This is a genomic window from Lysobacter sp. (assembly GCA_013141175.1).
In the GTDB taxonomy this organism is placed as follows: Bacteria; Pseudomonadota; Gammaproteobacteria; order Xanthomonadales; family Xanthomonadaceae; genus Lysobacter_I.
In genome coordinates this window covers 2,444,292-2,459,102 of record JABFRN010000001.1, presented here as the reverse complement: position 1 = coordinate 2,459,102, position 14,811 = coordinate 2,444,292, and the positions used below count along the sequence as shown (strand labels likewise).

The window sequence follows — 14,811 nt, the reverse complement described above, 5'->3', positions numbered from 1 at the left end:
GATCCTGCCGGAAGTCACCTCTCGATCGGCGGTTCAGCGGGGATTGCGGCCCGCATCATCGGCATCCACCGCCAGCCAACCACGGTAATGCACCAGCAGGCCGATGCCCGGCAGCGCTGCACGCACATCGAAACGATAGCGTCCCTCGCCGCCGGACTCGTGCGCCTCCACGCCCGCGAACCAGCGCGACGGCAGCGGCAACACACCGAGCACCCGGACTTTTTCGACGCGCCAGACGATGGCGCCATTCTCGACGCGCAAGCGATAGACGAACAGCACCGGCCCGAGCAGTTCCCACAACAACCCGCTGAAACCCGGCGCCCAGAGGATCGAACGCATCGTGTGCCCACCGACACGGCGCGCCCAGCGTTCATGACCATTGCCAGCGACGATCTCGACTTCGATCGGCCCCGCACCTGCGGGCGGCAAACCGGTGATCCAAGCGATACCCCGCGCCCAGCGCCCGCTGCCACGTTCGACCACAACTTCACCACGATAAAGCGCCCTGCCCCGGCAGTCGTGCAGACGGCGCACGCTGATCGGTGTCTGTTCGATGAAACCGCCGAGGATGCGTCGGAACAGCGGCGCCGGCGTCGTCATCGTCGACTCAGTCGAACCACACCAGCGTCGCCAGACGGCCGGTGCGTGCATCGCGGCGATGCGAGTAGAAGCGCTGCGGATCGGAGATGGTGCACAGACCGCCGCCATGGACGCGGGTCACGCCCGCCTGTGCGAGACGCATGCGCGCCAGGGCGTACAGATCGACGCGCCAATGCCCGGGGCGCGTCGCGACGAAGGCAGCGGCCGATGCGGGATCGCGGTCGACGAAGGCGCGATACACCTCTTCGCCGATTTCGTAGGCCTGCGGCCCGGCTGCGGGGCCGAGCCATGCAACGACGCGTTCGGCCGGCGTGCGCATCGCGGCGATGGTCGCTTCGAGCACTCCCGCAGCGAGCCCACGCCAACCGGCATGCGCGGCGGCGACTTCGCGGCCGTCGTCTGCGGCGAGCACGACCGGCAGGCAGTCGGCGGTGAGGATGGCAAGCACCACGCCGGGCGTGGAGGTGACGGAGGCGTCGGCGACGGGTTCGTGCATTTCAGCTTGCGCGCAACCATCCACGTGCGCTGCGCGCCCGCCTCCCTCCTCCGCATGCGGGGGAGGGTTGGGGGGGGCTTGCGAGATCGCAGCGCATAACATCCACGCCATGCACCTGCTTCAACCAGTGCGGCGCGGACGGCAATCGCGCATGCTCGATCAGCAGCGCACGGCTGCAATCGACCGTCGCCGGATCGTCGCCATCGGCGGCAGTGCAATTACCGAGGTTGAAGGTATCGAACGGAGGCCGCGACGCACCGATGCCATGGCGCAGCGTGGTGAACGCGTGCACACCCGGCGGCGCCGGCCAATCGGCGAACAGCAGCAGGCCTTCGCTCACCGCGCGCGTTCCTCGGCTTCGCGGCTGTCCTCGCGCAGTATGGCGACCAGCGCCTGCATGTCGGCCGGCATCGGCGTGGAGCAGCGGACCGGTTCGCCGCTGAGTGGATGGATGAATTCGAGGGTTTCGGCGTGCAGCGCCTGGCGCTTGAAGCCGCGCAGCGACTCGACCAGTTCGACGGTCGCCCCCTTGGGCAGTTTCAGCGGACCGCCGTAGAGCGGATCGCCGATGATCGGATGCTTGATGTGCGCCATGTGCACGCGGATCTGATGCGTGCGCCCGGTTTCGAGCCGGCATTCCAGCAGCGTATGGGCGCGGAAGCGTTCGCGCAGACGGTAATGGGTGACGGCTTCGCGTCCGTCTTCGCGCACGGCCTGGCGCAGGCGGTCGCGGGGGTGGCGGTCGATCGACGCATTCACCGTGCCGCCCGAGACCAGCGAACCGACCACCACCGCAAGGTACTGGCGGTGGACTTCACGCGCCGACAGCTGTGCGACCAGCGCGGTGTGCGCCGGCAGGGTCCTGGCCACGACCATCACCCCGGACGTGTCCTTGTCGAGACGATGCACGATGCCGGCCCTCGGCAGCGTCGCGAGGCTCGGGTCGCGATGCAGCAATGCGTTGACCAGGGTGCCGGCGGGATTGCCCGCGCCCGGGTGGACCACCAGCCCGGCGGGCTTGTTCAGCACGAACACATCCTCGTCCTCGTACAGGACATCGAGGGCGATGTCTTCGGGCTCGGAGCGGGTCTGGATTTCGAGCACGGCGGTCAGCGTCACCGTCTCTCCGCCGCGCACCGGGTCGCGCGGACGCACCTGGCGGCCATCGAGCACGGCGTCGCCGGATTTGATCCATTCGGCGAGCCGGGAGCGCGAGAACTCGGGAAACAGCTCCGCCAGCACCGCGTCGAACCGGCGTCCGGACACCGCATCGGGCACCACGGCGGTGCGCACAATGGTGTCCTGAGCGGGCATTGAGGGTGTTGCGGGCATCCGGGGCTCCTGGTCGGGGGCGCGCGAGCCCTGCGGTTCTGCGCGGTTAAGGGGGCTGGCCGGCCCGGGCTGGTATTATCGCCCGCTCACCCGCCCCGCAGCAGCCCGCATGCCTCTTCGTAGACTTTCGCTCTCCGCCTTCCTGCGTCCGACCCTGCTGCTGGTTCTGATCCTCGCCTTCGGCGGTTCCGGTTGCGCCCGGCTCAAGGGTGTGTTCAAGGACAAGAAAGACAATGAAGGCGTGCCCGTCGCCGAGCTGTACGAGAAGGGCAAACGCGCGATCCGCAACGGCAACTACGACTCGGCGGTGCTGACCTACAAGCGCCTGATCGCGCAGTATCCGTATGGCCCCTACACCGAGCAGGCGCTGGTCGAAACCGCCTACTCGCAGTTCAAGATGGGCACCAACGACGACGCGATCTCCACCATCGACCGCTTCCTGCGCACCTATCCGACCCACCGCAACGCGGCGTATCTCTATTACCTGCGCGGGCTGGTCAACTCCAGCCGCGATACCGTGTTCCTGCAGCGGGTATGGAAACTCGACGCCAGCCGCCGCGACCTCGCCACGCCGCAGCAGGCCTTCAACGACTTCAAGATCGTCACCGAACGCTATCCGAACTCGCGCTACGCAGCCGATGCCGTCAAGCGCATGAACGAACTGCGCGATCTGTTCGCTCGCCACGAGATCGAAACCGCGCTGTATTACCTGCGCCGCACCGCATACGTGGCCGCGATCGAGCGCGTCGAGTACGTGCGCGAAACCTATCCTGGCAGCGCGTTCGAGAGCGACGGCACCGCGATCATGGCGGAGGCCTATACCCGCTTGGGCAACACCGTGCTCGCCGACAGCGCGCGCCAGCAGTTGCAGCAGAAAGCGCCGCAGCACCCGTGGCTCAAGGGCGACGGCAAGTGGCCGGACTATCCGTCAAACTTCCGCAAGCTCAACCCGCTGGCCAGCGAGAAGTCGGCGCTGGACAACGACTGAGCCCCGCGAGCGTTTGCGTCGCGACAGGAAAAGCCGCCGGAAGGCGGCTTTTTCATACGCAAAAAAGAGCTTGACCGAATTTTGCGCAGAAACACGGCAATCTTTGATTTCACACGAAGCCGCTTTTGATCTTGATCTTGACTTGCCGGGGCCCCTGGTCGCGGCGGGTTTCGCGGATCAGGTCCGTAGGGCGCGCGGCAGGACGCCGCGCGTTTTTCGACAGGACACGGATGTCCTGTCGAAAAACCCCGCGAAGCCTGCGGACCCGGCGCATCGCGCCGGGCGCGACCGACGGGGTGTGCTTTCTTTTGGTTATCTTTTCTTTGCACAAGCAAAGAAAAGTAACTCGCTCGCGACAGCGAGCGAAACCAGGGCCGAGCCAGAAATCTTGCCGCTAGCCTTGGCTCCGGATTGCAGTCAAACCAGTGAAAAAACTTGCGCGTCTCTACGATTTGTCATGAGAGTAATCACTGATTCCGTGCAAGCCGATGATTTTTCAAGGAATAATGTGGGGACACCTCAGGCTAGGGCGCACCCTATGCCGAATAGCCGCTGGTGATCGGATACCGCCGCTCGCGGCCGAACGCGCGACGCGAGACCTTCGGCCCCGGCGCGGCCTGGTGGCGTTTCCATTCGCTGATCCGCACCAGTTTCAGCACGCGGTCGACGGTGGCGGCGTCGAAGCCGGCACGCACGATCTCGTCGCGCGATTGCTCCTGGTCGACGTGACGCAACAGGATCGCGTCGAGCACGTCGTAGGGCGGCAACGAATCCTCGTCCTTCTGGTTCTCGCGCAGTTCCGCGGTCGGCGGCCGGGAAATCACCGCTGGCGGGATCACGGGCGCACCGCCCACGGTGTTGCGCCAACGGCACAGCGCGAACACTTCGGTCTTGTAGAGATCCTTGATCGGCGCGTAACCGCCGCACATGTCGCCGTAGATCGTGGCGTAGCCGACCGCGTATTCGCTCTTGTTGCCGGTGGTCAGCAGCAGGCCGCCGAGTTTGTTCGACAGCGCCATCAGGATCGCGCCGCGGGTCCGCGACTGCAGATTCTCTTCGGCGACATCGACGGCATGCTCCGCGAAGACCTCGGAGAGCGCATCGAGATAGCCCTGGAACGGTTTTTCGATCGGGATCGTGATCATCTTCACGCCCAGTGTCTTGCACTGTTCTTCGGCCAGATCGTTCGACAGATCGGCGGTGTAGCGCGACGGCATGCGCACGGCGGTGACGTTGTCCGCGCCCAGCGCATCCACCACCAGCGCGAGCACCATCGACGAGTCGATGCCGCCGGAAAGCCCCAGCCAGGTCTTCCGGAAGCCGTTTTTCCCGCAGTAATCGCGGATCCCGCGCACGATCGCGCGCCACGCGAGCGCGTCGCGGCTCTCGTCGCCATCGTCCACCCACTGCACCGGCGAAAAGCGTCGCGTGTCGTTGTCGTAATCGACCACCAGCCACTGGTCGGTGAACGCAGCGGCGGCGGGATGCACCGTGCCGTCGCCGTCGGCGACGACCGAGGCGCCGTCGAACACCAGCGCGTCCTGGCCGCCGACGACATTGAGATAGGCGATGGCGGCGCCGCTTTCGTTCGCGCGCTGCGACAACAATGCGTCGCGCTGCGCGTGCTTGTCGCGCTCGAACGGCGACGCGTTCGGGACCAGCACGATGTGCGCTCCGTGGCGCACGGTGCTCGCGATGGGCTCGGCGAACCACAGGTCTTCGCAGATGATCAGCCCGACCGGCACGCCTTTCACGTCGAACACGCAATCCTCGCGATCAGGATCGACATCGAAATACCGACGCTCGTCGAACACCGCGTAGTTCGGCAGCTCGCGTTTGCGATACGTCTGCGCGATCTTGCCGTCGCGCAGAACGCTGGCGGCGTTGTAGACCACGCTGCCGGCCGCCTGCGGCCAACCGACCACCGCCACGACACCGGTCGCCGCAGCGGCGATCGTCCCGATCGCCGCCGTGCAATCGCGCAGGAAGCTCGGTCGCAGCAGCAGGTCTTCCGGCGGATACCCCGACAGCGCGAGTTCCGGGAACATCACGACATCGGCGCCGTACTCGTCGCGGGCCTCGGCGATCATCGCCGCGATGCGCTCGGCGTTCTGCTTCACCGCACCGACCGGGAAATCGAACTGGGCGAGGGCGATGCGCAGGGTGGTGGCGGTCATGACTGGTCTCCTTCCCCCGCTTGCGGGGGCCGCTTTTCTCCTTCCTCCGCTTGCGGGGGAAGGCCGGGATGGGGGCTGGCGGCGGCCAGATGTTCGCAAATGATGCCGCAAACCCCGTCGATATTGGTCAGCACATCATCGTTCCAGAAGCGGACCACCACGAACTGCAGGCGTCCGATGCAAGCATCCCGACGAGGGTCCGAGGCCGATTCGGCGTGTTGCCCGCCATCGACTTCCACAACCAGTCGTCTTTCGAGGCAAGCGAAATCGACGACGTAAGGACCGATCGGATGCTGTCGCCTGAACTTGCATCCCAGCAGCTGTCTGCGCCTGAGATGTTTCCACAGCTCGGCTTCCGCGTCTGTCATGTTCGCCCGCAGGATGCGCGCGAAATTCCGCTTTTGTCCTTCCCGCATGGATGGTCTCGTTCAATTCAAGAGCCATCATTCGAGCATCAGGGCTTCACGGGATCTGTAGGAAAACGCCGCCCCCATCCCGGCCTTCCCCCGCACGCGGGGGAAGGAGAAAAGCGGCCCCACATGCGGGAAAAGGAGAATTCTGCGCATCGATCGGGGAGAACGCAAAGGTCGGAAACACGAAAGGCCGCACAAGGCGGCCTTTCGCACACATCCTGTCGCTGAAATTTACTTCGCCAAGCGCTTGGCGATGGCGGCGCCGAGGTCGCCCGGCGAACGCACGGTGGTGATGCCGGCCTTTTCCATCGCCGCGAACTTGCCTTCGGCGGTGCCCTTGCCACCCGACGCGATCGCACCGGCATGGCCCATGCGCTTGCCTGCGGGCGCGGACGCGCCGGCGATGAAACCGACCACCGGCTTGGTCACGTATTTTTCGATGAACTCGGCGGCTTCTTCCTCGGCGCTGCCGCCGATCTCGCCGACCATGATGATGCCTTCGGTCTGCGGATCTTCCTGGAACAGCTTCAGCGCATCGATGAAGTTGGTGCCGTTGATCGGATCGCCACCGATACCGATGCAGGTCGACTGGCCGAGGCCGGCGTCGGTGGTCTGCTTCACGGCTTCGTAGGTCAGCGTGCCGGAACGCGACACGATACCGACCTTGCCGGGCAGGTGGATGTGGCCCGGCATGATGCCGATCTTGCACTCGCCCGGGGTGATCACGCCGGGACAGTTCGGCCCGATCAGCACGGTCTGCGGATAACCCTTCAGCGTGTTCTTCACGCGCAGCATGTCGAGCACCGGAATGCCCTCGGTGATGCAGACGATGACCCGGATGCCGGCATCGGCCGCTTCGAGGATGGCATCGGCCGCGAACGGCGGCGGCACGTAGATGACCGACGCATCGGCGCCGGTGGCCTTCACGGCGTCGGCGACGGTGTTGAACACCGGCAGGCCGATATGTTCGCTGCCGCCTTTGCCCGGGGTCACGCCACCGACGACCTGGGTGCCGTATTCCAGCATCTGCTGCGCGTGGAAGGTGCCCTGCTGGCCGGTGAAGCCCTGGACGATGACTTTGGTGTGCTTGTTGACGAGAACGGACATTGCTTTATCCCTGTAGGGCGGGCCTTGGCCCGCCATCGGAAACTGGTTCGGCGGGCCAGGGCCCGCCCTACGAATCTTTTACGAATCGATCAGGTCAGGCCGCCTTGACCGATGCGACCGCTTTCTTCGCGCCGTCGTTGATGTCGTCGGCGGGAATGATCGCGAGGCCGGAGTTCTTCAGCAGCTCCTTGCCCTTTTCGACATTGGTGCCTTCCAGACGCACGATCACCGGCACTTTCACGTCGACTTCCTTCACCGCGGCGATGATGCCCTCGGCGATCATGTCGCAGCGGACGATGCCGCCGAAGATGTTGACGAAGATCGCCTTCACGTCTTCATCGCGCAGGATCAGCTTGAAGGCTTCGGTCACGCGCTCCTTGTTGGCGCCGCCGCCGACGTCGAGGAAGTTCGCCGGCTCGCCGCCGTTGAGCTTGATCACGTCCATCGTCGCCATCGCCAGACCGGCGCCGTTGACCATGCAGCCGATGTTGCCGTCCATCGTGACGTAGTTCAGATCGTGCTGGCTGGCCAGCACTTCGGTCTCGTCTTCCTGGCGGATGTCGCGCATCTGCGCCAGATCCGGGTGACGGAAGGTCGCGTTGTCGTCGGAGTTGATCTTGCCGTCGAGCACGGCGAGGTCGCCGTTGGTGAGGATGGCGAGCGGGTTCAGTTCGACCAGCGCCAGATCCTTCTCGTTGAAGAGTTTGTAGAGGCCCATCATGATCCTGGTGAGCTGGCCGACCTGCTTGGCGTTGAGGCCGAGCGCGAAGCCCATGTCGCGGCACTGGTAAGGCTGCAGGCCCTGCACGTAGTTCACGTCGAGGGTCTTGATCGCGTCGGGGTTGTCTACTGCGGTCTTTTCGATTTCGACGCCGCCATCGGCGGAGGCGATGAAGGTGATCGCCTGGCTCGAACGGTCCACCAGCACAGACAGATAGAGTTCCTGTGCGATGTCGGTGGCCTGGGTGACCAGCACCGTGTCGACCGGCAGGGCGACGCCGGCGGACTGGTAGGTGGCCATCTTCGTGCCGAGCATGCCCTTGGCGTATTCGCGGACATCGTCGTAGGTCTTGGCGAGTTTGACGCCGCCGGCCTTGCCGCGCCCGCCGGCATGGATCTGGGCTTTGACCACCCAGAAATCGCCGCCGATGGCCTTGGCCGCATCGACGGCCTCTTCGGGCGTGCGCGCGACGCGCCCGGCGGGAACTGCGATGCCGTAGTCGGCAAACAACTGCTTCGCCTGATATTCGTGGAAGTTCATGTGGGTTCCATGCGGGGAAGACGAGCCGCACCTGCGAAAGTGCGGGGGCCGCGCCGCCGGATCGTGCCGGCCAGCTGCGGACAGGACGCTATTGTCGCCGATGCGCGGAGCCGCAGCCAACCCGGCGATCGTCGAAGGCGGTGCGGGCGCGCGAAGCCGTCCGGGCCGCCTATACTCGCCGCATCTTCCGCACGGAACCACGGCTTGAGCCTTTCCACCGCCTCCGCCCAGCCGTCACAGGATTACCAGAGGCGCGAGCTCTACCTGTTCGCCCTGTACCGGGTGCTCGAAGCAGGGCTGTTGGCGTTGCTGGTCTTCGGCCCGGTCGCGAAGCTCCAACCCCAGGTGGGGCACGAAGCGCTGGTCGCCGGGGTGTCGATCGTCTACTTCGCGGTGTCGCTGCTCCTGCTGATGCAGGCGCGGAAAGCCAAGAGCCTGACCGGCCCGACCCTGATCGGCGTCGGCATCGACATCGTGGTCGCGACGCTGGTCGCGCATGCCGTGCCTTCGGCCGGCTCGGGCGTCGCGCTGATGCTGCTGTTCAACGTCGGCTCGGCCTCACTGCTGTTATCGCTGCGGACGGGGCTGATCGTGGCTTCGCTGGCGTCGGCAGGCCTCGCCATCGCTTATCTGTGGACGCTGCTGGTCGAACAGCAGCAGCCCCGGCCCCTGGCCGAGCTGATGATGTTCACCGTCAGCTTTCTCGCCATCGCCACGCTGACCCATCAGCTGCGGGTACAGATGCGCGCCACCGAGGCCTTGGCCGAGCGACGCGGCGCGGAAGCGATCCGGCTGGCCGAGATCAACGAACTGATCATCCGCCGCATGCGCACCGGCGTATTGCTGGTCGACCGCGAAGCGCAGATCCGGCTGGCGAACGAAGCGGCGATGTTGCTGTTGGGCGAAGGCGCGGCCGGCACCCGGCACCTCGCCGAGGCCGCGCCCGAACTGGCGCTGCGCCTGAGCGAATGGCTGCGCAGCGGGCTGGGCAACGACACGCCGTTGCGTCTGGGCGGCGATCAGTTCGAGGTGGTGCCGCGCTTCGCCCGATTACTGGCCAACAGCGACAACACCCTGATTTTTCTCGACGATACTTCGCTGGTGTCGCGGCGCGCGGAATCGCTGACGCTGGCGGCCATGGGGCGTTTCTCCGCCAGCCTCGCCCACGAAATCCGCAACCCGCTGGCGGCGATCAGCTACGCGGCGCAGTTGCTCGAAGAATCGCGGGAGCTTCCGGACGGCGACCGCCGGATGGTGCAGATCATCCACCAGCAGTGCATGCGCACCAACAGCATCGTCGAAAGCGTGCTGGGTCTGGCGCGGCGCGAGCGCGCGACCGCCGAGCACATCGAGCTGGTGAGCTTTCTGCGCAATTTCATCGAAGAGTTCCGCCAAAGCGTGCCCGACGAAACCGACAACATCACGCTGGCCGCGCCGCAGCCGCTGGTGCCCGCGCTGGTCGACCCCAAACACCTGCACCAGATCGTCACCGCAATGGTGCAGAACGCGCGCCGGCACGGCCATCTGCCCGGCGAGCCTGCGCGGATCACGCTCCACGCGTACCGGTTGGACGACGCGCCGGTGATCGACATCATCGACCGGGGGCCGGGCATCCCGGAGGCGGTCGTTCCGCAGTTGTTCCGGCCGTTCTTCACCACCTCGGAGCACGGCACCGGCCTCGGCCTGTACATCGCCCGCGAGCTGTGCCGGGCCAACGGCGCTTCGCTCGACTACGTTCCTGTTCCCGGTGGTGGCTGCTGCTTCCGGATCGGCATGCCCGGACAGCACACGCTGCTGCCTGCCTGAGGACCTGCTACATCTGCCAGTCAGGCCGTAAAACTACGGCCAAGGCTGTTGCGACTGCCGCAATTGGGCTAAAGTTGACGCAGGAGGGCAACATGACTGAGCAACGCAGTGCGCTGATCGTCGATGACGAACACGACATCCGCGAACTACTGGTGGTGACCCTGGGACGGATGGGACTGCGCACGGATACTGCGCCGAACCTCGCCGTGGCCCGGGAAATGCTCAGCACGGTCGCTTACGACCTGTGTCTGACCGACATGCGGTTGCCCGATGGCTCGGGTCTGGAGCTGGTCAGCGAGATCGCGACCCGTTTCCCGACCACCCCGGTCGCGGTCATCACCGCTTATGGCAATGTCGAAGCGGCGGTGGAAGCCCTGAAGAGCGGCGCCTTCGACTTCGTGACCAAACCGGTGGATCTCACCGTGCTCCGCGGTCTCGTGCGCCAGGCGCTCGACCTCAACACCCGCCGTCAGGCCAATCCCGAGGGCTCGACCCTGCTGCTGGGCGAATCGCCGGCCATGGTCGGTCTGCGCGACACCATCGCCAAGGTCGCCCGCAGCCAGGCGCCGGTGCATATCAGCGGCGAGTCCGGCACCGGCAAGGAACTGGTCGCACGCACCATCCATGCCCAGGGTTCGCGCGCGGCCGGCCCGTTCATTCCGGTCAACTGCGGCGCGATTCCCTCGGAACTCATGGAAAGCGAGTTCTTCGGCCACAAGAAAGGCAGCTTCACCGGCGCCCACACCGACAAACCCGGGCTGTTCCAGGTCGCCGATGGCGGTACGCTGTTCCTCGACGAAGTGGCCGAGCTGCCGCTGGCGATGCAGGTCAAGCTGCTGCGCGCGATCCAGGAAAAGACCGTGCGCCCGGTCGGCGCCAACGCCGAGATCCCGGTCGATGTGCGCATCCTGTCGGCGACCCACAAGGATCTCGACGTGCTGGTCGCGGACGGCAAGTTCCGCCATGACCTGTTCTATCGCATCAACGTGATCGAACTGGATGTGCCGCCGCTGCGCGAACGCGCCGGCGACCTGCCGTTGCTGTCGGAAGCCATTCTCAAGCGACTTGCGTACGCCATGAAGCGCCGCGCACCCAGTCTGGCGCCCGACGCAGTCGCCGCGCTGGAAATCTACCCGTTCCCCGGCAATGTCCGCGAGCTGGAGAATATCCTCGAGCGCGCGCTGGCCATGGCCGACAGCGAAATCATCGCGGCCCGCGATCTGCGGTTGCCGAACGTGCCGCATGCCTCGTCCACGCCTGCAACGGCTGCTGCGCCGCCGTCGATGCTGGGTGGCGGCATGTCCACCCCACCACAGACAGCCAACCCCGCCGTCGAAGACCCGCGCACCATCAACCCGCGCGACACCAGCACCAGCGCCCTGCCCTCGTACATCGAGGAAATCGAGCGCAATGCCATCCAGCAGGCGCTGCAGGAACACCGGTACAACAAGACCAAGACCGCCGCAGCGCTGGGTATCACCTTCCGCGCGCTGCGCTACAAGCTCAAGAAGCTGGGGATCGAGTGACCTTGGCGCGCCCCGTCGCCTGCAACCAGGCGGGGATGTAGGCGCGAGCCGTCCAGTAGTAGACGTTGCTCACCCGCACCGCCGCGCCCTGCTCGCGTTCGAGCGCGATCGCCAGATCGCCCTTGCCTTGGCCGATGGCGCCAAGCATGGCGATGACCAGCAGATGATCGCGCACCAGTGCGGGCGTGTCGCCGGCCGGCACTGCTTTCAGGCCTGCCAGACCGGTGGCGTACATCGCCACGGCATCGCGTTTGGCGGTCGCCTCGTAGGCCGCCAGCACCGCCGCGATTTCGGGATCCTTCGCCCTTTCGCCGACCCATTCCGGCTGGATCCACACCCCCTGCAAATCCGTTGGCGGCAGGTAGCCGATGCTGAAATCGGCGATCACCGATGCCGCGTCCAGCCATTCGGCTTTGGGCGTCTTCACCGACATCAGCGCTTCGAGCTTCGCCATCACCGCGGGTTCCAGACCTTTCGTCGAGCCGCCCCCGAGCAAGCGCTCGCGGACCCGCCGCGCATTCGCGTGGTCCTTGGCGCCCGTGCTAACCGCTATTTCATGCACGTTCGCAGCGACCGGCATGGGCGTGCGCCCGCCGGTGAATTCGAGCACCGGCATGCCGACACCCATCAGATTCATCACGCTCTGCACTGTTTCCGATTTGTAGCGGCTCTTCGGCGCACCTAGTGCCACGGTCGGGTGGAAATCGGTATGGACAGGCACGCCGTACAACTCGACCAGTCCAGCCAGCACCTCGCGGTTGGCGAAACGCCGGACCTCATGATCCGGGCCGGTCTCCAACCTCAGTCGTTTGAGATCCGCGAGCAGACCCGGATCTTGCAACCGCGATACGTCGAAATCGCGGATCGGGGCATGCGACGCCACGAAAATCACATCGGATGTATTGGTCAGATACGCCTCGACATGTGGGTATTCCTCGATCAGCGCCGCCACCATCGTATAGAACAGCGGATCGTTCAATTCGTAGGTCTGCATCCACTGGATGAGCAAGCCTTGCGGTTCCAGATGCCGGGTCAGGAACCGGTAGAACTGGCGCGTGAACAAGCTCGACACGCCGCTGACCCATGGATTCGACGGCTCCGAAATGATCACGTCGTACTTTTTCTGCCCGGCAGCGAAGAACGTCCGCGCATCGTCCACATGCAGTTGGCTGCGCGGATCGATGTAGGCCCGCAGTACGCGATTACCGAACCCCTCGGCGCCCGCATGCATCGCGGCCTCGATCTCGATCGTATCGACAACCTTCGGCATCTTGCTGCCAAGTAGCGTGTTCGTGCTCAAGCCCGATCCCCAACCGATCACCGCAACGTGTTCGGGCGCCGGATGCAACGCCAGTGGCAGGCTCGCCGCCATCACCATCGTGTATTCGTCGTCGGTCGGGATTCCGCTGTCGGACATCTCGATGGACGCATCGGGTTTGCCGTTGGTTGCGATCGTACCGACGGTGCCCTGCTTGAAGAATGCGACCGTCGCGGTCTTGCCGTCGCGCAGGAACTTCACATTCGTGCCTTGCGGCAGCTCGAAAAACCCGTGGCGGAAGACGCCGGAAGCCAACGCACGCGGATCCGCGCCACCGAACAACAGGCTCAGCGAAGCCACCACCAACGTGGCGCCCAGTGCGCCAAAATACAGCTTCGGTTTGAAGGTCACACTCAAAGCGCGCAACAGCACGAGCCCCAACACGATATCGGCAAGCGCAGCGAGCGTCACCGCCAAACGCAAACCGACCAACGGAATCAGGACATGCATCGCGAGCACGACGCCGACGATGGCCCCCAGCGTATTCGCGGCGTAGATCCGGCCGATACTCTTTTCGCCATACCCGCGCCGCAGCAGCGACATCGTGAACAGTGGCAGGGTCATGCCGGCGAAGAACGCCGCCGGGAACATCACCAGCAGCGCAACCACGCCACTGGCCAGACTGAAGAAATAGTAGCCGCTCTCGTCCCGGGGAAAGACGCCCATGAACCAGCCGACCCACTGAAAACTCTGGGCGAACACCGGTAGAGACGTCAATGCCGCCAGACCCATCAGCACCTGTGCGAGGCCGGCCGTCGCGACCGGATCCTCGATCTTCCGGCTGCGCTTGCGCACCCACAGGCCACCGAATGCCAAGCCAAGGATGAAGGCCGTGAGCATCAGCTCGAACGAGTGCACGGTGGTCCCCAGCGCCTGATTCAGCAGACGGATCCAGCCCACCTCGTACACGAACGAACTCGCGCCGGTGATCGCGGCGCCGCAGAGCATCAGCAGCTGAAAGCGCGACAGGCCTTTGTCCGCGATCTCTTCACGGGGAACGCGGTCGGGCGAAGGCGCGCTCTGGATGGCGACGTCCGATACCGAGGCCGCCACCCGCCAGGCGACCAAGCCCACCAGCAGATTGATCACACCCGCGACGACGATCGCTCCCGGCATGCCGACCCACGGCAACAGCAGGAAGGTGGCCGCGAGCGCACCCGCAGCGGCGCCAATACTGTTGGTGAAATACAGTCCACCAAGAATTTCGCCGTCCTGATGCGGCGACACCCGCAGATACCCACCACTCATCAGCGGGAAGGTCATGCCGAGCAGAACGCTCTGCGGCGCGATCAACAACGCGGCGGAGCCCCATTGCCACAGCCGGATCCCAGACTCGTTGTGCAGTGCAGGCAGGATCGTGTTCTGCGACACATCCATGTAGGCCACGAACAAGGGATGGAAGGCCAGCGCAGTGGCGCCGATGATCAGCTCCACGATCGCGTAGGAGCGGATCAATCCCGACCACCGTCCGCCGCGCGCACTGACAAGCCACGCACCTGCCGCCATGCCGCCCATGAAAATCGCCAACACCAGCGTTTGCGCATACGCGGCGTGCCCGAGCACCAGCCCGAGGTAGTGCGACCAGATCGCCTGGTACACCAGACCGGCGAACCCGGACGCGACGAACAGCCACAACAATGCCCGCTCGAGGCGGGCCACAGGCATCGGCATGAAGATGCTTCCCTATCTGGATCAATGGATAGCATAGCCTGAATGCGCAGCCCTCCATTCCGCAAGCGGAACACTGACAACGCCGGTCGCGGGCCATGTGACGAACATGGCCGAAG

The 14,811-nt window shown here is 65.2% G+C and carries 10 protein-coding genes and 1 pseudogene; 3 read left to right on the top strand and 8 right to left on the bottom strand.

The genetic code is table 11. The features are described from left to right. Positions 1–33: 33 nt before the first annotated feature. The 3 genes and pseudogenes from HOP03_10795 to rluD form a co-directional block, all read right to left on the bottom strand. Positions 34–600, bottom strand: a complete 567-nt coding sequence (locus HOP03_10795) for a DUF4166 domain-containing protein (GenBank protein ID NOT88660.1) — start codon at positions 598–600, stop codon at positions 34–36. Positions 601–607: 7 nt separating this feature from the next. After that, positions 608–1,436 (bottom strand): annotated as a pseudogene (gene pgeF / locus HOP03_10790) (peptidoglycan editing factor PgeF). Continuing rightward, a complete protein-coding gene (gene rluD, locus HOP03_10785) occupies positions 1,433–2,428 on the bottom strand; it encodes a 23S rRNA pseudouridine(1911/1915/1917) synthase RluD (protein NOT88659.1) in 996 nt (331 codons plus the stop codon). Before rluD ends, pgeF begins: the two are co-directional and overlap by 4 nt. Before the next feature lie 109 nt (positions 2,429–2,537). Between rluD and HOP03_10780 the strand changes: the two genes are divergently transcribed. After that, positions 2,538–3,416, top strand: a complete 879-nt coding sequence (locus tag HOP03_10780; GenBank protein NOT88658.1) for an outer membrane protein assembly factor BamD — start codon at positions 2,538–2,540, stop codon at positions 3,414–3,416. A 536-nt stretch (positions 3,417–3,952) separates the two neighbouring features. On the opposite strand, the gene HOP03_10775 is transcribed toward HOP03_10780, so the two are convergent. The 4 genes from HOP03_10775 to sucC form a co-directional block, all read right to left on the bottom strand. Then, a complete protein-coding gene (locus HOP03_10775; protein NOT88657.1) occupies positions 3,953–5,593 on the bottom strand; it encodes an NAD+ synthase in 1,641 nt (546 codons plus the stop codon). Further along, complete coding sequence (locus HOP03_10770) at positions 5,590–6,009, bottom strand: endonuclease domain-containing protein (GenBank protein ID NOT88656.1); 420 nt, start codon at positions 6,007–6,009, stop codon at positions 5,590–5,592. The genes HOP03_10775 and HOP03_10770 overlap by 4 nt, the downstream gene beginning before the upstream one ends. Before the next feature lie 228 nt (positions 6,010–6,237). Beyond that, positions 6,238–7,113, bottom strand: coding sequence for a succinate--CoA ligase subunit alpha (gene sucD / locus HOP03_10765; GenBank protein ID NOT88655.1), 876 nt, complete (start codon positions 7,111–7,113; stop codon positions 6,238–6,240). Positions 7,114–7,207: 94 nt separating this feature from the next. Further along, entirely contained in the window at positions 7,208–8,374 is a 1,167-nt protein-coding gene (sucC, locus tag HOP03_10760; GenBank protein NOT88654.1) for an ADP-forming succinate--CoA ligase subunit beta, read from the bottom strand. Positions 8,375–8,383: 9 nt separating this feature from the next. On the opposite strand from sucC, the gene HOP03_10755 reads away from it, so the two are divergent. Continuing rightward, entirely contained in the window at positions 8,384–10,180 is a 1,797-nt protein-coding gene (locus HOP03_10755) for a HAMP domain-containing histidine kinase (protein NOT88653.1), read from the top strand. A 92-nt stretch (positions 10,181–10,272) separates the two neighbouring features. After that, positions 10,273–11,706, top strand: coding sequence for a sigma-54-dependent Fis family transcriptional regulator (locus tag HOP03_10750; GenBank protein NOT88652.1), 1,434 nt, complete (start codon positions 10,273–10,275; stop codon positions 11,704–11,706). On the opposite strand, the gene HOP03_10745 is transcribed toward HOP03_10750, so the two are convergent. Then, the gene (locus tag HOP03_10745) at positions 11,684–14,695 is read right to left on the bottom strand and encodes a spermine synthase (GenBank protein ID NOT88651.1); all 3,012 of its coding nucleotides are present in this window, start codon (positions 14,693–14,695) and stop codon (positions 11,684–11,686) included. The two genes, HOP03_10750 and HOP03_10745, sit on opposite strands and share 23 nt — an antisense overlap. Between the last annotated feature and the right edge of the window lie 116 nt (positions 14,696–14,811).